The organism is Pseudomonas sp. PSPC3-2, from assembly GCF_049897085.1.
Classification (GTDB): Bacteria; Pseudomonadota; Gammaproteobacteria; order Pseudomonadales; family Pseudomonadaceae; genus Aquipseudomonas; species Aquipseudomonas paraveronii.
In genome coordinates this window covers 37,335-54,179 of the sequence record NZ_JAFCVO010000010.1, presented here as the reverse complement: position 1 = coordinate 54,179, position 16,845 = coordinate 37,335, and the positions used below count along the sequence as shown (strand labels likewise).

At 59.3% G+C, this 16,845-nt stretch carries 14 protein-coding genes; 9 read left to right on the top strand and 5 right to left on the bottom strand.

What is annotated here, in order from left to right; genetic code table 11:
• Positions 1-20: 20 nt before the first annotated feature.
• Both lolA and ACP7CJ_RS17645 read right to left on the bottom strand, forming a co-directional pair.
• Positions 21-644, bottom strand: a complete 624-nt coding sequence (gene lolA / locus ACP7CJ_RS17650) for an outer membrane lipoprotein chaperone LolA (protein ID WP_276197530.1) — start codon at positions 642-644, stop codon at positions 21-23.
• 54 nt (positions 645-698) lie between these two features.
• Positions 699-3,101 (bottom strand): DNA translocase FtsK, encoded by a 2,403-nt coding sequence (locus tag ACP7CJ_RS17645; RefSeq protein WP_276197529.1) that lies wholly within the window; start codon positions 3,099-3,101, stop codon positions 699-701.
• A gap of 500 nt (positions 3,102-3,601) precedes the next feature.
• Here ACP7CJ_RS17645 and aat point away from each other — a divergent pair, with 500 nt between their 5' ends.
• The 3 genes from aat (at position 3,602) to infA (ending at position 5,364) form a co-directional block, all read left to right on the top strand.
• On the top strand, positions 3,602-4,282 hold the full coding sequence (aat, locus tag ACP7CJ_RS17640; RefSeq protein ID WP_276197528.1) for a leucyl/phenylalanyl-tRNA--protein transferase: 681 nt from the start codon (positions 3,602-3,604) through the stop codon (positions 4,280-4,282).
• 55 nt (positions 4,283-4,337) lie between these two features.
• Entirely contained in the window at positions 4,338-5,045 is a 708-nt protein-coding gene (locus ACP7CJ_RS17635) for an arginyltransferase (protein WP_276197527.1), read from the top strand.
• A gap of 100 nt (positions 5,046-5,145) precedes the next feature.
• Positions 5,146-5,364, top strand: a complete 219-nt coding sequence (gene infA / locus ACP7CJ_RS17630) for a translation initiation factor IF-1 (protein ID WP_002553999.1) — start codon at positions 5,146-5,148, stop codon at positions 5,362-5,364.
• A gap of 249 nt (positions 5,365-5,613) precedes the next feature.
• Here the strand turns inward: infA and clpA are convergent, their stop codons facing one another.
• Together clpA and clpS are read right to left on the bottom strand one after the other, a co-directional pair.
• Positions 5,614-7,884, bottom strand: coding sequence for an ATP-dependent Clp protease ATP-binding subunit ClpA (gene clpA / locus ACP7CJ_RS17625; protein WP_276197520.1), 2,271 nt, complete (start codon positions 7,882-7,884; stop codon positions 5,614-5,616).
• Between the two features lie 29 nt (positions 7,885-7,913).
• Complete coding sequence (clpS, locus tag ACP7CJ_RS17620; RefSeq protein WP_010567912.1) at positions 7,914-8,282, bottom strand: ATP-dependent Clp protease adapter ClpS; 369 nt, start codon at positions 8,280-8,282, stop codon at positions 7,914-7,916.
• Between the two features lie 223 nt (positions 8,283-8,505).
• Between clpS and cspD the strand changes: the two genes are divergently transcribed.
• Positions 8,506-8,784, top strand: coding sequence for a cold shock domain-containing protein CspD (gene cspD / locus ACP7CJ_RS17615; protein WP_276197519.1), 279 nt, complete (start codon positions 8,506-8,508; stop codon positions 8,782-8,784).
• An 83-nt stretch (positions 8,785-8,867) separates the two neighbouring features.
• Here cspD and icd read toward each other — a convergent pair whose 3' ends face one another.
• Positions 8,868-10,124 carry an NADP-dependent isocitrate dehydrogenase gene (gene icd / locus ACP7CJ_RS17610; RefSeq protein ID WP_276197518.1) on the bottom strand — a complete coding sequence of 419 codons (1,257 nt, stop codon included), beginning with the start codon at positions 10,122-10,124 and terminating at the stop codon, positions 8,868-8,870.
• A 506-nt stretch (positions 10,125-10,630) separates the two neighbouring features.
• Between icd and ACP7CJ_RS17605 the strand changes: the two genes are divergently transcribed.
• From ACP7CJ_RS17605 to purB, 5 genes are all read left to right on the top strand, one after another.
• Positions 10,631-12,856 carry an NADP-dependent isocitrate dehydrogenase gene (locus ACP7CJ_RS17605; RefSeq protein WP_276197517.1) on the top strand — a complete coding sequence of 742 codons (2,226 nt, stop codon included), beginning with the start codon at positions 10,631-10,633 and terminating at the stop codon, positions 12,854-12,856.
• A 223-nt stretch (positions 12,857-13,079) separates the two neighbouring features.
• Positions 13,080-13,526: an NUDIX hydrolase gene (locus ACP7CJ_RS17600; RefSeq protein ID WP_276197516.1), complete on the top strand. Its 447-nt coding sequence runs from the start codon at positions 13,080-13,082 to the stop codon at positions 13,524-13,526.
• A gap of 59 nt (positions 13,527-13,585) precedes the next feature.
• Complete coding sequence (gene mnmA / locus ACP7CJ_RS17595; protein WP_426100846.1) at positions 13,586-14,710, top strand: tRNA 2-thiouridine(34) synthase MnmA; 1,125 nt, start codon at positions 13,586-13,588, stop codon at positions 14,708-14,710.
• Entirely contained in the window at positions 14,707-15,330 is a 624-nt protein-coding gene (hflD, locus tag ACP7CJ_RS17590) for a high frequency lysogenization protein HflD (protein WP_010172715.1), read from the top strand. Before mnmA ends, hflD begins: the two co-directional genes overlap by 4 nt.
• A gap of 125 nt (positions 15,331-15,455) precedes the next feature.
• Entirely contained in the window at positions 15,456-16,826 is a 1,371-nt protein-coding gene (gene purB / locus ACP7CJ_RS17585; RefSeq protein ID WP_247397111.1) for an adenylosuccinate lyase, read from the top strand.
• Positions 16,827-16,845: the final 19 nt, after the last annotated feature.

The window sequence follows — 16,845 nt, the reverse complement described above, 5'->3', positions numbered from 1 at the left end:
GTTTGAAACCTCTAGGCAGGTTATTCCTGGATCACGTCGGCACCCTTGGGGATGTCGAACTTGAACTTGGAGGCGGGCACCGGCTCGTTGGCCTTGACCCCGGTGAACAGGATATTGGTGCGCTGGCCAACGCTGTCGACCAGTTGCATGTCATTGATCACACCGTTGCGGAACGACAGGCGCAGGCTGTCGAACAGCGTGTCCTTGGATTTCGGCTTGAGGGTGAAGTCGATCACATTACTGGCTTGCTTGGAGGTGATGTCGAAACTGTCGCTGATTTTCGATACATCGCCCGACAGCAGCAGCGCCGGGGTCTGGTTCAGGCGCGGGTCGAGCTTCTTGATGGTCGCCTGTTCCAGGTCCGGGTCCCACAACGTGACTTTTTGGCCGTCCGAGACGATGGTCTGCTCATTCGGCGCGTCGGTCTTCCAGTAGAACAGCCCTGGGCGCTGCACGGCCATTTCACCGGCGGTTTCCTGCAACTGGGTGCCGCCGCCGTCCAGGGTCAACTGGGAGAAGCGCGCAGTCAGGGTCTTGGATTTGTCGAGCAGGTTGGTCAGGCTGGCGACGGAGGCCGGATCAGCGTGAGCAGAAACAGCCGTCAGGGCCAGTACCGGCAACAACAGCATGCGGATAAGACGCATGGGAGTCCTCATTGAGTCGTTAGGGCGCGCCGCGTGCTGCCACGCGGCGCGTGATCAGTCGCGCATCTGCCCGGGAGCGATGACTTCGCGCGAGCCGTTGGTGTTCATTGCGGTGACGACACCGGCATTTTCCATGGATTCGATCATGCGGGCGGCGCGGTTGTAGCCGATTTTCAGCTTGCGCTGCACGGCCGAGATCGAGGCGCGGCGGCTTTCCAATACGAAAGCCACGGCCTCGTCGTACAGCGCGTCGGTTTCGGCATCATCGTCGCCACCGCTGCCGCCGTCGAAGCCGCTGCCGGCCTCTTCAACGCCCGCGAGAATGTCGTCGTTGTATTCCGGCGCGCCGCGCAGTTTCCAGGCTTCCACCACGCGATGGACTTCTTCGTCGGAAACGAACGCGCCATGCACGCGAATCGGCAGGCTGGTGCCCGGCGGCATGTAGAGCATGTCACCGTGGCCCAGCAGCTGTTCGGCTCCACCCTGGTCGATGATGGTCCGCGAGTCGATCTTGCTCGATACCTGGAACGCCATGCGCGTCGGGATGTTGGCCTTGATCAGACCGGTGATCACGTCCACCGACGGCCGCTGGGTAGCGAGAATCAAGTGGATACCGGCGGCACGGGCCTTCTGGGCGATACGTGCGATCAACTCTTCAACCTTCTTGCCGACGATCATCATCATGTCGGCAAATTCGTCGACCACCACGACGATGGTCGGCAACTTGGTCAGCAATGGCGCTTCGTCGTGGATGCTTTCGCGCTTGTACAACGGGTCGGTCAGCGGCGTGCCGGCGTCCTGGGCTTCCTTGACCTTGGCATTGAAGCCCGACAGGTTGCGCACGCCCATCTTCGCCATCAGCTTGTAGCGCCGCTCCATTTCGGCAACGCTCCAGCGCAGGGCGTTGGCGGCGTCCTTCATGTCGGTGACGACCGGGCACAGCAGGTGCGGAATGCCTTCGTAGATCGACAATTCGAGCATCTTCGGGTCGATCATGATCAGCTTGGCGTCTTCCGGGCCGGACTTGAACAGGATCGACAGGATCATCGCGTTGACACCTACCGACTTACCCGAGCCGGTGGTACCGGCCACCAGCAGGTGAGGCATTTTCGCCAGGTCAGTGATCACGGGCTTGCCGCCGATGTCGTGGCCCAGGGCCAGGGTGACCGGCGATTTGAAGTTGTCGTATTCCGGGGTCGACAATACCTCGGAGAAGCGCACGATCTGGCGGTCTTCGTTGGGAATCTCGATGCCCACAGTGGTTTTGCCGGGGATCACTTCCACCACGCGCACGCTGGTCACGGCCAGGGAACGGGCGAGGTCTTTGGCCAGGTTGGAGATACGGCTGACCTTGACCCCGGCCGCTGGCTGGATTTCGTAACGGGTAATCACCGGGCCGGGGTGGATCGAGTCCACCGAGACTTCGACGCCGAATTCCTTGAGTTTGATTTCCAACAAATGGCCGACGGCCGCCAGGGATTCAGGGGAGTAGTTGAGTTGTTTCTTCTCGGCCGGGTCGAGAATCGAGATCGGCGGCAATGTGCCTTCGACCGCGCTGTCGACAAACAACGGCACCTGTTTCTCTTTCTGCACGCGATGACTCGGCTCGGGAGCCTTGATCGGTGCCGGGGCGATGACCGGCGGCACTTGCTTCTCGCGGTCCGACATGTGCTTGCTCAGGGCTTGCTCGCGCTCGATCAGGCGTTCCTTGGCCTTGGCTTGTTCACGCCGGTCCGGCGTGCTCGGGGCCACGACCTCGTTGACGCGGGTGTCCACCTCGCGCAGTTGGGCCACCATGCGCTTGCGCTCGACCCGAGCCGACCACCAGCGGTTGGCGGCGCCCTGGAACAGTTCCAGCAGGTCGAGGGTGATTTTGCCGGTCACATCCATCACCTTGAACCACGACAGGTCGGTGAACACGGTGAGGCCAAACAGGAACAGCGCGATAAACATCAGCGTGCTGCCCTGGATATTCAGGGTCTTGCGGGCCAGGTCACCGAGACTCTCACCCAACGCACCGCCGGCTCCCGCCGGCAGGCCGGTTGGGGCATGGAAATGGATATGCGCCAACGCCGCACCGGACAGCACCAGGAACACCAGGCCGATCAGGCGCCAGGAAAACAGCCAGCCGCTCCACTGCCACGGCTCATGACGCTGGCGGAAGATCTGCCAGGTCTTGATCGCCAGCAGCAACGGGAAGATGTAAGCGAAATAACCCAGCACCATGAACAGAATATCGGCGCTGTAGGAACCGGCAGGCCCACCGAAGTTCTGCACGTCTTCGATCTTGCTGTTGTGGCTCCAGCCCGGATCGTCCTTGCCATAGGTGAGCAAGGCCATCATCAGGAACAGGCACAGGGCGCCGATGGCGATCAGTGCACCTTCCTTGAGCCGATAATGCAGGTGCTGACGCCAGGCCGGCACGACTGTTTTTTGTGTCGCGGTGGATTTCTTCAAAACGGGTCTTTTCCTGCGCCTTTAGCGCGTCCATCTGTTGAATGACTGCACACTGCCGCCCAATCCGAGCAGCTGAAAAAATATACGAACGTCGTTAAATCTACCTTTAACACCGAGCGATTGACGAGTGAAACGGCGATAACGCCAGAATGCCCGCATTGTACGGGTTTGTGTCCCTGATGCCACGCACTTGCCCCTTGCGCGGCAGCCTGAACAATTCAAGTGTCACATACTGTTCAATTTGAGCACGCATTGTCTTTGCTGACAAAGGCTTATGCGCTGTTTATAGCAATCCAGGCAAGGTTGGCAATTGGCCTGCATGGGGCAATCCCGAATACGACCACGTCTCTAAGAGAGAGTTGCAGAAACACCCGTTCACGCTAATCCACACCAATGCCCGATTCGGGCTGGCTCCCTGGCGCCGGGTCGACAATAATCAATCATCTACAGGGCAGGCCCCGTACCTGCCACTCCCCTCCCCTTCCGTAAGCCTGGATGCCATGCTGACCTGGTTACAACGCGACACTCTGACCTTCCCCCCGCTGGCCAAAGCCATGCGCGAACCCAATGGCCTGCTCGCCGCCGGTGGCGACCTGTCGGCCGAGCGACTGATCCAGGCCTATCGCCACGGCTGCTTTCCGTGGTTTTCGCAAGGTCAGCCGATTCTCTGGTGGTCACCGGACCCACGCACCGTGATCTTCCCCGACGAACTGCACGTATCCCGCAGCCTCGGCAAATTATTGCGCCAGCAGCGCTACAGCGTGACCTTCGACCAGGACTTCGCCGCAGTCATCCAGGCCTGCGCTGCGCCACGCGCCTACGCAGATGGCACCTGGATCACCGAGGGCATCCAGAGCGCCTACCAGGAGCTGCACGCACGGGGTTACGCGCATTCGGTAGAGGTATGGGACAACGGCGAACTGGTGGGCGGCCTGTATGGGCTGGCGATGGGCCGGTTGTTTTTTGGCGAGTCCATGTTCAGCCGCGCCGACAACGCCTCGAAGTTCGGCTTTGCCACACTGACCCGACAGCTACAGGCGTGGGGATTTGTGCTGATCGACTGCCAGATGCCCAACGATCACCTGCACAGCCTGGGTGCGCGCGCCATACCGCGCAGCGACTTCGCCGGCTTCCTGCGCGATTATCTGGACCAACCCAGCACTGGACCGTGGGTTTCCTAGGCGACTTCCTCGCACCTGGCTTACACTTATTTCAAAGCTTATCCGAGGGTTGATCATGACCGAGCTGGCGCGATTGAAGTTTTATGCCACTCAAGCCCACGCTTGCAGCTATCTGCCCGACGAGCAGGCCACCACGCTGTTCCTCGATCCCAGCCAGCCGATGGATGTGCATGTGTATGCCGACCTCTCGGAAATGGGGTTTCGGCGCAGCGGCGATCACCTATACCGACCGCACTGCCAAAACTGCAATGCCTGCGTACCGGCCCGAATTCCGGCGGCGCAGTTTGTGCCAGACCGCAACCAGAAGCGCATCCTCAAGCGCAACGCGGACCTGACTGTCACGGCGGCCAATCCCAGGTTCAGTGAAGAGTATTTCGACCTTTACCAGCGCTACATCGAACAGCGCCACGCCGACGGCGACATGTTCCCACCCAGTCGCGACCAGTTTTCCACCTTTCTGGTGCGTGAACTGCCCTTCTCACGCTTCTACGAATTTCGACTCGACGGGCGCTTGCTAGCCGTCGCCGTGACCGATTTGCTGCCCAATGGCCTGTCGGCGGTGTACACCTTCTATGAACCGGCCGAAGAGCGGCGCAGCCTGGGACGCTTCGCGATCCTCTGGCAAATCAGCGAGGCCCTGCGCCTGGAACTGGAGGCGGTGTACCTTGGATACTGGATCAAAAACTGCAAAAAGATGAACTACAAGACCCAATATCGCCCCATTGAACTGCTGATTAATCAAAGATGGGTCACGCTTAACTAGAACCCCTTGGCTTAAACACCCTTTTTCGGGCACAATGCACGCCGCTTTTGCCTGGCGCAGTTGCACCGGGCCATTCACTGGATACCGAGGGCTTTACTGCATGTCGAAAGAAGACAGCTTCGAAATGGAAGGCACTGTCGTCGACACCCTGCCCAACACCATGTTTCGTGTGGAGTTGGAAAATGGGCACGTCGTAACCGCGCATATCTCCGGCAAGATGCGCAAGAACTACATTCGTATTCTTACCGGTGACAAAGTGCGCGTCGAGCTGACGCCCTATGACCTGAGCAAAGGGCGCATCACTTACCGCGCCCGTTAATCAAGTCAATACAAGACGCCCGGTTATGCCGGGCGTTTTTGTGTGCGCGCAGGATTTACCTGACACCCAAAACCCAATGTAGCAGGGGACTTGCTCCCGATAGCGGTCACTCAACAACAAATTTAGCTGCCTGACCCACCGCTATCGGGAGAAAGCCCCCTCCCACACTGGACTTCCATTGTTCTGGAAATTGCATCTCAAGACAGCAAAAAGGCGCCTTTCGGCGCCTTTTGCGTAGCTGCAGAACAATCAGGCCATTTCGGCCGTGGTTTCGAACTCGAAGGTCAGCTCGCCGTCCTTCAGGTCGATATGCACCACGCCACCGTGGTCGGCAAGTTCGCCAAACAGGATCTCTTCGGCCAATGGCCGCTTGATCTTGTCCTGGATCAGACGCGCCATCGGGCGAGCGCCCATTGCCGCGTCGTAACCACCCTCGGCCAGCCAGTTGCGCGCCGCGTCCGTCACCTCCAACTGCACGCGCTTGTCTTCCAACTGCGCTTGAAGCTCGGTGAGGAACTTGTCCACCACGTTTTTGATGACCTCATGACTGAGGCGACCAAACTGGATAATGGTGTCCAGGCGGTTGCGGAACTCCGGCGTAAAGCTCTTCTTGATCACTTCCATCGCATCGGAAGAGTGATCCTGATGCGTAAAGCCGATCGAAGCCCGCGCGGCGGTTTCAGCACCGGCGTTGGTGGTCATGATCACGATCACGTTGCGGAAGTCCGCCTTGCGCCCGTTGTTGTCGGTCAGCGTGCCGTGATCCATGACCTGCAGCAGCAGGTTGAAGACTTCCGGGTGTGCCTTCTCGATTTCATCGAGGAGCAATACGCAATGCGGTTGCTTGGTGATCGCCTCGGTCAACAGACCGCCCTGGTCAAACCCGACATAGCCCGGAGGCGCACCGATCAGGCGCGACACGGTGTGACGCTCCATGTATTCGGACATGTCGAACCGCACCAACTCAATACCCATGGCCTTGGCCAACTGCCGGGCCGCTTCGGTCTTGCCAACGCCGGTCGGACCGGCGAACAGGAACGAACCGACCGGCTTGTCCGGCGACTTGAGGCCCGCCCGCGACAACTTGATCGCAGTGGACAGCGAGTCGATGGCCGCATCCTGGCCAAACACGGTGAGCTTGAGGTCGCGCTCCAGGTTACGCAGCAGCTCTTTGTCGGAACTGCTGACGTGTTTTGGCGGAATCCGCGCGATCTTGGCCACTATCGCCTCGACCTGAGACACATCGATGCGCTTCACACGCTTCTCGACCGGCTGCAGGCGCTGATAGGCACCCGCCTCGTCGATCACATCGATGGCCTTGTCCGGCATGTGCCGATCATTGATGTAGCGCGACGCCAACTCGGCAGCGGCACGCAGCGCTTCATCGGTGTACTCAACGCCATGGTGCGCTTCGAAACGCCCCCTGAGGCCACGCAGGATACCGATGGTGTCCTCAACCGAAGGCTCGGACACGTCGACTTTCTGAAAACGACGCGCCAGGGCGCGGTCTTTCTCGAAGATCCCGCGAAACTCCTGGAATGTGGTCGAGCCGATGCAGCGGATATCACCGGACGACAATAACGGCTTGAGCAGGTTGGAAGCATCCATCACCCCACCAGACGCCGCACCAGCACCAATGATGGTGTGGATCTCATCGATAAACAGGATCGCCTGCGGGCGTTTTTTCAGCTCGCCGAGCAACGCTTTGAAGCGCTTCTCGAAATCGCCACGGTACTTGGTCCCGGCGAGCAACGCGCCAAGGTCAAGGGAGTAGACGACGCTGTTGGCCAACAGGTCCGGCACCTGGTTGTCGACGATACGCTTGGCAAGGCCTTCGGCAATCGCGGTTTTACCCACGCCTGCCTCGCCCACCAGCAACGGGTTGTTCTTGCGACGACGCGCTAGGATCTGCGCCACACGCTCAACCTCAGACTCGCGCCCCACCAGCGGATCGATCCGCCCCTGGCGCGCCAGCTCATTGAGATTGCTGGCATAGGCATCCAATGGATTGCTCGAAGAAGAAGACTCACCGCCCTCGTCGTCCTGCATATCTTGCTCACCCTCGGAATGTTCGCCGTGCCCAGGCACTTTGGAGATACCGTGGGCGATATAGTTGACGACATCGATACGGGCAACGCTCTGCTGTTTAAGCAGAAACACTGCCTGGCTTTCCTGTTCACTGAAGATGGCGACGAGCACATTGGCGCCCGTGACTTCACGCTTACCGGAGCTCTGCACGTGGAAAACAGCACGCTGCAATACCCGCTGAAAGCCTAGGGTCGGCTGGGTTTCACGGTCCTCGTCATGCACGGGGATCAGTGGCGTCGTGGAGTCGATGAACTCCTGCAGGTCATGCTTGAGTTTGTCGAGGTTGGCGCCGCACGCACGCAGAACGGTGGCGGCAGCTTCGTTATCCAAAAGTGCCAGCAGCAGGTGCTCGACGGTCATGAATTCATGACGCTTCGAACGAGCCTCCTTGAAGGCAAGATTGAGGGTGACTTCGAGCTCGCGGTTTAACATAGCTTCACCTCATACCCAAGTGGTCGGCGTTAACCGTCCTTCTCGATTTCACAGAGTAGCGGATGCTGGCTTTCCCTGGCGTACTGGTTGACCTGCATGGCCTTTGTCTCGGCGATGTCGCGGGTAAACACTCCACATACTGCCCGTCCTTCTGTGTGAACGGCCAGCATTACCTTGGTCGCCAACTCGCGGTTCAGGTTAAAAAACACCTCGAGCACTTCGACGACGAAATCCATCGGTGTGTAGTCATCGTTGAACAAAACCACCTTGTACATCGGCGGCGCCTGTAGAGCAGGCTTAGCCTCCTGAACAGCAATGCCTGCAGAACCGTCGTCATCGTGTTCGTGATCCGGGCGATCCTGATTGAATGTTAGTCGAATCTGGCTGATTGCATGCATGGAAAGAAAGGTTCGTCAGTGGTTCAAATACAGTGGTGGGGGCGACCTGTCAGAATTTCAACTCTGACCGTTCGGTCACCTTGACTATCGGTAAATCGGTGTTACAACCAATAGAACCCACAGTGGGTAAAAAAGGTCCGCGCAGTCAACCTTATTATTCGGGTTAGGACGGATAAACTGGATGATACTCCAGTGATGGAGTCTGGTGCAGAGGGATATGGGTATGTCTGGCGTCAAGATCAGTGGCAAGGTCAAGTGGTTCAATAACGCCAAGGGATATGGTTTTATTAACGAAGAAGGTAAAAGCGAGGACCTTTTTGCGCACTATTCGGCGATCATCATGGATGGGTACAAAACGCTGAAGGCGGGACAAGCTGTGAGCTTTGAAATCATTCAAGGACCGAAAGGGCTGCACGCCGTGAACATTGATGCAGTGAAAGTTGGAACACCTGAAAAGCCCGCAGCATCGCACGCTCATAAAGAAAAGAAACAAACGGCCTGATTCGCCGCCGAGCATGCAGTCTTGCAATACGAAAACGGCCACCCCAGTCAATCCAGGGTGGCCGTTTTTTTATGCCACTTTGCTTACATATGCGAAATCAACGCATCGCCAAACCCCGACGAAGACAGCAACTTGGCACCGTCCATCAAGCGATGGAAATCATAGGTCACGGTTTTGGCCGAGATCGCGCCATTGGTGCCCTTGATGATCAAGTCAGCCGCCTCGGCCCAGCCCATGTGGCGCAGCATCATTTCCGCCGACAGAATCAATGAGCCCGGGTTGACCTGGTCCTTGCCCGCATACTTGGGCGCAGTACCGTGGGTAGCCTCGAACATGGCGATGGTATCGGACAGGTTGGCCCCCGGCGCAATGCCAATGCCCCCTACTTCCGCCGCCAGCGCATCAGAAAGGTAGTCGCCGTTGAGGTTCAACGTGGCGATCACATCGTATTCGGCCGGGCGCAGCAGGATCTGCTGAAGCATGGCATCGGCAATTGCATCTTTAACCACTACGTTCTTGCCGGTTTTTGGATTCTTGAACTGCATCCATGGACCGCCGTCGAGCAGCGTCGCGCCGAATTCTTTCTCGGCGATGCCGTAGGCCCATTCCTTGAAGGCACCTTCGGTGAACTTCATGATGTTGCCTTTGTGCACGATGGTCAGCGACTCACGATCGTTATCCACGACGTATTGCAGGGCTTTGCGCACCAGACGCTCAGTACCCTGCTTGGAGACCGGCTTGATACCGATGCCGCAATCCTGGTCGAAACGGATCTTGGTAACGCCCATTTCCTCCTTGAGGAACTTGATCACTTTGATCGCTTCTGGCGAACCGGCTTTCCACTCGATCCCGGCGTAAATATCTTCGGAGTTTTCGCGGAAGATGGTCATGTCCACGTCGCCAGGCTTCTTGACCGGGCTTGGCACGCCTTCGAACCAGCGCACCGGGCGCAGGCACACATAGAGGTCGAGCTGTTGGCGCAGGGCCACGTTCAACGAACGGATGCCACCACCGACCGGGGTGGTCAGAGGCCCCTTGATGGACACCACGTAATCCTTGACCGCGTCCAGGGTTTCTTGGGGCAGCCAGGTGTCCTGGTCGTAGACTTGGGTCGCTTTTTCGCCGGCGAACACTTCCATCCACGAAATTTTGCGCTTGCCGCCGTAGGCTTTTTCAACAGCTGCGTCGACCACCTTGATCATCACCGGGCTGATGTCGACGCCAATACCGTCACCTTCGATATAAGGGATGATCGGTTGGTCAGGAACATTGAGAGAATGGTCTGCATTGACGGTGATTTTGTCGCCGACTGCCGGAACCTGAATCTTCTTGTATCCCATGCTGAACTCCATCTATGGATTGAACATCTGGCTGCGTTCGAGCCTACTCCAGATAAATGACGACTGAAACCTCACGCCACGCTCATTTGCATCGAAAACAGCATATTTAGTTGCCTACTAGCTTGAAAGCAAAGGGAAAAGCGCCAATCTTGAGCACATCATGCGACTTTAGATGTAACGGGGTCCCTGCGACCTTTAGACCAATGGACGCCCCACCTTTTGTATGAGAGCTCGGCGTAAGCATAGCGACCTATGTATAATGCCGCCGCTGACCAAAGAGTCACGATGGCCGACCGCTTGCTTCTTCAATAGAAAGCATCGCCCTCCGCCTGAAAAAGCCGGACTAAACAATAGTCCACCCGCTTGACGCTCGACTGATGCAACCCAACATCACCGCGAAGAAATCTCGACCTTTCGCTCATGGATGACTTTGAACGAACGCGCTCTACCCGGCGCATCTCGAGTTTCTGCGCACGCTTTCAGCAAAGAAGAGAGTTAATCCGAATATGCCCACCCGCTCGAAGATCATCTACACCTTCACCGACGAAGCACCAGCCCTCGCCACCTATTCACTGCTGCCTATCGTAGAGGCCTTCACCGCTTCCGCTGATATTGCCGTGGAAACCCGCGACATCTCCCTCGCCGGGCGCATCCTCGCAAGCTTCCCCGAGCAACTGGGCGCCAAAGCCGTACCGGACCACCTCGCCGAACTGGGCGCCCTGGCCGTTACGCCTGAAGCCAACATCATCAAGCTGCCTAACATCAGTGCCTCGACCCCTCAACTGCAGGCGGCGATCAAGGAACTGCAGGCCCAGGGCTACGCCCTGCCGGACTACCCGGAAACCGTAACCACCGACGCGGAAAAAGAAACCCGCGCACGTTACGACAAGATCAAGGGCAGCGCCGTGAACCCGGTACTGCGCGAAGGCAACTCTGACCGCCGCGCACCGCTGTCGGTCAAGAACTATGCACGCAAGCACCCGCACAAGATGGGCGCCTGGGCTGCCGACTCGAAGTCCCACGTTGCTCACATGAGCCACGGCGACTTCTACGGCAGCGAAAAAGCCGTACAGATCGAGGCCGCCGACGCGGTCAAAATCGAACTGATCGCTAAAGACGGCACCGCGACCGTACTGAAGGAAAAAACTTCGGTACAAGCTGGCGAAATCATCGACAGCTCCGTGCTGAGCAAGAACGCCCTGCGCAGCTTCATCGCCGCCGAAATCGAAGACGCTAAGAAACAAGGCGTACTGCTGTCGGTTCACCTGAAAGCCACCATGATGAAGGTCTCCGACCCGATCATGTTCGGCCAGATCGTTGCCGAGTTCTATAAAGACGCCCTGACCAAGCACGCCACCGTGCTGGAGCAGATCGGCTTCAACCTGAACAACGGCATCGGCGACCTGTACGCACGCATCAAGGCCTTGCCGGCCGAGCAGCAAGCGCAGATCGAAGCCGATATCCAGGCGGTCTACGCCTCGCGCCCTTCCCTGGCGATGGTCAACTCCGACAAAGGCATCACCAACCTGCACGTGCCGAGCGACGTCATCGTCGACGCCTCGATGCCAGCCATGATCCGTGACTCCGGCAAAATGTGGGGCACCGACGGCCAACTGCACGACACCAAGGCCGTGATCCCGGATCGCTGCTACGCCACCATCTACCAAGCCACCATCGAAGACTGCAAGGCTCATGGTGCTTTCGATCCGACCACCATGGGCAGCGTGCCGAACGTTGGCCTGATGGCACAGAAAGCCGAAGAGTACGGCTCGCACGACAAGACCTTCCAGGTCAAAGCTGACGGCGTCGTCCGCGTCACCGACAGCAAGGGCAACCTGCTGATGGAACAGCCCGTCGAAGCCGGCGATATCTTCCGCATGTGCCAGGCCAAAGACGCGCCGATCCAGGACTGGGTCAAACTCGCCGTCAACCGTGCCCGCGCCAGCAACACCCCGGCCATCTTCTGGCTCGACCCACAACGCGCCCACGACGGTGCGGTGATCGAGAAAGTCCAGACCTACCTGAAAGACCACAACACCGAAGGCCTGGACATCCGCATCATGTCGCCGGTCGACGCGATGAAGTTCACCCTGGAGCGCACCCGCAAGGGCCTGGACACTATCTCGGTGACCGGCAACGTACTGCGCGACTACCTGACCGACCTGTTCCCGATCATGGAACTGGGCACCAGCGCCAAGATGCTGTCGATCGTGCCGCTGATGAACGGCGGTGGCCTGTTCGAAACCGGCGCTGGCGGTTCGGCACCGAAACACGTGCAGCAGTTGCTGGAAGAAAACTTCCTGCGCTGGGATTCCCTGGGCGAGTTCCTGGCCCTGGCCGCATCGCTTGAGCATTTGGGTGTGACATACAACAACCCCAAAGCCCTGGTACTGTCCAAGACCCTGGACCAGGCCACCGGCCAGTTCCTCGACAACAACAAGTCGCCATCGCGCAAAGTCGGCAACATCGACAACCGCGGCAGCCACTTCTACCTGGCGCTGTACTGGGCCCAAGCCCTGGCCGCGCAGACTGAAGACACCGCACTGCAAGCGCAATTCGCCACACTTGCCAAGACCCTGGCCGCGAACGAGGCAACCATCGTTGCCGAGCTCAACGCCGTACAGGGCCAGCCAGTGGACATCGGCGGCTACTACGCGCCGAACCCGGAGCTGATCAGCAAGGTCATGCGCCCAAGCAACACGCTCAATGCGGCGATTGCCAAGCTGAAGTAAGGTTGTAACGCTGCAAACAAGCCCCGGCCCAGTGCCGGGGTTTCTGTTTCCAGCGTTCAACTGAAGAAACCGAATCCAAATGTGGGAGGGGGCTTGCTCCCGATCGCGCTGAGTCAGTTACCAATAAGTCGACCGCCCCACCGCCATCGGGAGCAAGCCCCCTCCCACACTGACTGTAATCCTGCTTGAAGACCGCACCGTACTCAGAATCGAGAGGCATCCAATGACCTGGCAACCCCACATCACCGTCGCCACCATCGTCGAAGACAACGGCCGCTTCCTGATGGTCGAAGAACTCAAAGGCGGCCGTGCCGTGCTCAACCAGCCCGCCGGCCACCTCGACCCGCACGAAACCCTGACCGAAGCCGCCGTGCGCGAAACCCTTGAAGAAACCGGCTGGGACGTCGAAGCCACCGGCATCGTCGGCATCTACCTGTACACTGCCCCGAGCAACGGCGTGACCTACCAGCGGGTCTGCTTCACCGCCAAGGCGCTAAAACACCACCCGGACTATCAACTAGACGACGGCATCGTGCGCGCCCGCTGGCTGACCCGTGAGGAGCTGATGGCCCTGCGTGACACCTGGCGCAGCGAGCTGATCATCCGCTGTATCGATGATTATCTGGCAGGCTTTCGCCACAGTCTCGAATTGATCCGACCTTCTCTTTAGCCTTGAAGGCTTGGGCCTGTTAGAATCGCGTCCTTTTTCAAGACACCCGTTGAAACCCTATGCGTGATCCAGCCCCTTCTGACACACAAAAGAAGCGCGTCATCGTCGGTATGTCCGGCGGCGTGGATTCTTCCGTTTCCGCCGTTCTGCTCATGGAGCAGGGTTATGAGGTGGAAGGCCTGTTCATGAAGAACTGGGAAGAAGACGATGGAACGGAATATTGCACCGCCATGGACGACCTGGCAGATGCCCAGGCCGTGTGCGACAAGATCGGTATCAAGCTGCACACCGCCAATTTCGCGGCCGAGTACTGGGACAACGTGTTCGAGCACTTCCTGGCCGAATACAAGGCCGGCCGCACGCCGAACCCGGACATCCTGTGTAATCGCGAAATCAAGTTCAAGGCGTTCCTCGACTACGCCATGATCCTCGGCGCCGACCTGATCGCCACTGGCCACTACGTGCGCCGTCGCGATATCGACGGGCGCACCGAACTGCTCAAGGGCCTGGACCCCAACAAGGACCAGAGCTACTTCCTGCACGCCGTCGGCGGCGAACAGATCGCCAAGACCCTGTTCCCCGTAGGCGAACTGGAAAAGCCCGAAGTGCGCAGGATCGCCGAGCAGCACGACCTGGCCACCGCCAAGAAGAAGGATTCCACCGGGATCTGCTTTATCGGCGAGCGCCGCTTCAGCGACTTCCTCAAGCAATACCTGCCGGCGCAACCGGGCGAGATCAAAACCACCGAAGGCGAGGTCATCGGCCGCCACCACGGCCTGATGTACCACACCATCGGCCAGCGCCAGGGCCTGGGCATCGGCGGCTTGAAAGACGCCGGTGACGAGCCGTGGTACGTGCTGGTCAAGGACCTGGAACACAACGAACTGATCGTGGGCCAGGGCAATGAGCACCCATGGTTGTTCTCCCGCGCGCTGCTCGCTTCAGACATCTACTGGGTCAACCCGGTGGACCTGAGCGCCCCGCGCCGCCTGACCGCCAAGGTACGCTATCGCCAGAGCGACCAGCCCTGCACCCTGGAAAAAACCGCCGACGGCTACCGCGCTACCTTCGATGACCCGCAGCGCGCGGTCACGCCTGGCCAGTCCGTGGTGTTCTACGATGGCGAGGTGTGCCTGGGGGGCGGCGTGATTGAAATCGCCGAACCCTGGAGCAGCCAGGCATGAGCCCGACCCAGGAGCAATTGACGGCGCTTGGCGGGGTATTCCTCGCCGCAGTGCTGGTGGACAAGATCGCCAAGACCGGCCAGGTCACCGAGGCCGGCCTGACCTGCATGCTCGGCAGCCTGCTGATTCGCGACCCCAAGGACACCCTGGAAGTCTACGGCGGTGACGACCTGGCGCTGCGCGAAGGCTACCGTGCGCTGGTCGGCGCACTGGAACGCGACCCGAGTACCTTGCAGCGCGAACCACTGCGCTACGCCCTGTCGATGCTCGGCCTCGAGCGCCAACTGGCCAAGCGTGACGACCTGCTCGAGACCATCGGCAAGCGCCTGCCGCAGATCCAGTCCCAGGTTGAACACTTCGGCCCGGCCCACGAAAACGTCATCGCCGCTTGCGGCGCGCTGTACCAGGACACCTTGAGCACATTGCGCCAGCGCATCCAGGTGCATGGCGATATGCGCAACCTGCAACAACCGAACAACGCCTCGAAGATCCGCGCCCTGCTCCTGGCCGGTATTCGTTCGGCGCGGTTGTGGCGCCAATTGGGTGGTCATCGTTGGCAGTTGGTCATCAGCCGTCGCAAATTGCTCAAAGAGCTTTACCCGTTGATGCGCAACGAATAAGTCGCAGCCACGGGCTATTTTCAAGCCGTTACGCGTAATACGCCGGTCAGTTGGCAACGGACCGGCGGATTTTTTCATGTATGATACGCGCCCCATTTCGTTGCCCGACTGTCCGAGAACACCCCATGCAGCTCTCTTCGCTCACTGCGGTTTCCCCTGTTGACGGCCGCTACGCCGGCAAGACCCAGGCCCTGCGCCCGATTTTCAGTGAATACGGCCTGATCCGTGCCCGCGTACTGGTTGAAGTGCGCTGGCTCCAGCGCCTGGCCGCTCACCCTGCCATCAGTGAAGTGCCGGCGTTCTCCGCCGAGGCCAACGCTGCATTGAACACGCTGGCGGAAAACTTCTCTCTGGAGCACGCCGAGCGTGTCAAAGAGATCGAGCGCACCACCAACCACGACGTCAAAGCCATCGAATACCTGCTCAAAGAGCAAGCGGCCAAGCTGCCGGAACTGGCCAAGGTCAGCGAATTCATCCACTTTGCCTGCACCAGCGAGGACATCAACAACCTGTCCCACGCGCTGATGCTGCGCGAAGGCCGCGATGACGTGATGCTGCCGCTGATGCGCCAGACCGCCGAAGCCATCCGCGAACTGGCGATCCGCTTCGCCGCTGTGCCGATGCTGTCGCGCACCCACGGTCAACCAGCCTCGCCGACCACCCTGGGCAAAGAACTGGCCAACGTGGTGTACCGCCTGGAGCGCCAGATCGCTCAAGTCGCTGCCGTCCCGCTGCTGGGCAAGATCAACGGCGCCGTAGGCAACTACAACGCCCACCTGTCGGCCTACCCGGAGATCGACTGGGAAGCCAACGCCCGCGCCTTCATCGAAGACGAACTGGGCCTGGGCTTCAACCCGTACACCACGCAGATCGAACCGCACGACTACATCGCCGAGCTGTTCGACGCGATTGCGCGCTTCAACACCATCCTGATCGACTTCGATCGCGATGTCTGGGGCTACATCTCCCTGGGCTACTTCAAGCAGCGCACCATTGCCGGTGAAATCGGTTCGTCGACCATGCCGCACAAGGTCAACCCGATCGACTTCGAGAACTCCGAAGGCAACCTCGGCATCGCCAACGCGCTGTTCCAGCACCTGGCCAGCAAGTTGCCGATCTCCCGCTGGCAGCGAGACCTGACCGACTCCACCGTACTGCGCAACCTCGGCGTGGGCTTTGCCCACAGCGTGATCGCCTACGAAGCCAGCCTCAAAGGCATCAGCAAGCTGGAACTCAACGAGCAGAAAATCGCCGCTGACCTGGATGCATGCTGGGAAGTACTGGCCGAGCCGATCCAGACCGTGATGCGCCGCTACAACATCGAAAACCCCTACGAGAAGCTCAAAGAGTTGACGCGCGGCAAAGGCATCAGCCCTCAAGCACTGCAAACTTTCATCGACGGCCTGGACATGCCCGCCGCTGCCAAGGCCGAGCTGAAACTGCTCACCCCGGCCAACTACATCGGCAACGCCGTGGCCCAAGCCAAACGCATCTGATCATAGCAAGCCCCTTTGA

Bases quoted from the DNA above. Each gene is read 5' to 3' on its own strand.
- lolA (WP_276197530.1), bottom strand. From the start codon at position 644: ATGCGTCTTATCCGCATGCTGTTGTTGCCGGTACTGGCCCTGACGGCT.
- aat (WP_276197528.1), top strand. From the start codon at position 3,602: ATGCTGACCTGGTTACAACGCGACACTCTGACCTTCCCCCCGCTGGCC.
- ACP7CJ_RS17635 (WP_276197527.1), top strand. From the start codon at position 4,338: ATGACCGAGCTGGCGCGATTGAAGTTTTATGCCACTCAAGCCCACGCT.
- infA (WP_002553999.1), top strand. From the start codon at position 5,146: ATGTCGAAAGAAGACAGCTTCGAAATGGAAGGCACTGTCGTCGACACC.
- clpA (WP_276197520.1), bottom strand. From the start codon at position 7,884: ATGTTAAACCGCGAGCTCGAAGTCACCCTCAATCTTGCCTTCAAGGAG.
- clpS (WP_010567912.1), bottom strand. From the start codon at position 8,282: ATGCATGCAATCAGCCAGATTCGACTAACATTCAATCAGGATCGCCCG.
- cspD (WP_276197519.1), top strand. From the start codon at position 8,506: ATGTCTGGCGTCAAGATCAGTGGCAAGGTCAAGTGGTTCAATAACGCC.
- icd (WP_276197518.1), bottom strand. From the start codon at position 10,124: ATGGGATACAAGAAGATTCAGGTTCCGGCAGTCGGCGACAAAATCACC.
- ACP7CJ_RS17605 (WP_276197517.1), top strand. From the start codon at position 10,631: ATGCCCACCCGCTCGAAGATCATCTACACCTTCACCGACGAAGCACCA.
- ACP7CJ_RS17600 (WP_276197516.1), top strand. From the start codon at position 13,080: ATGACCTGGCAACCCCACATCACCGTCGCCACCATCGTCGAAGACAAC.
- mnmA (WP_426100846.1), top strand. From the start codon at position 13,586: ATGCGTGATCCAGCCCCTTCTGACACACAAAAGAAGCGCGTCATCGTC.
- hflD (WP_010172715.1), top strand. From the start codon at position 14,707: ATGAGCCCGACCCAGGAGCAATTGACGGCGCTTGGCGGGGTATTCCTC.
- purB (WP_247397111.1), top strand. From the start codon at position 15,456: ATGCAGCTCTCTTCGCTCACTGCGGTTTCCCCTGTTGACGGCCGCTAC.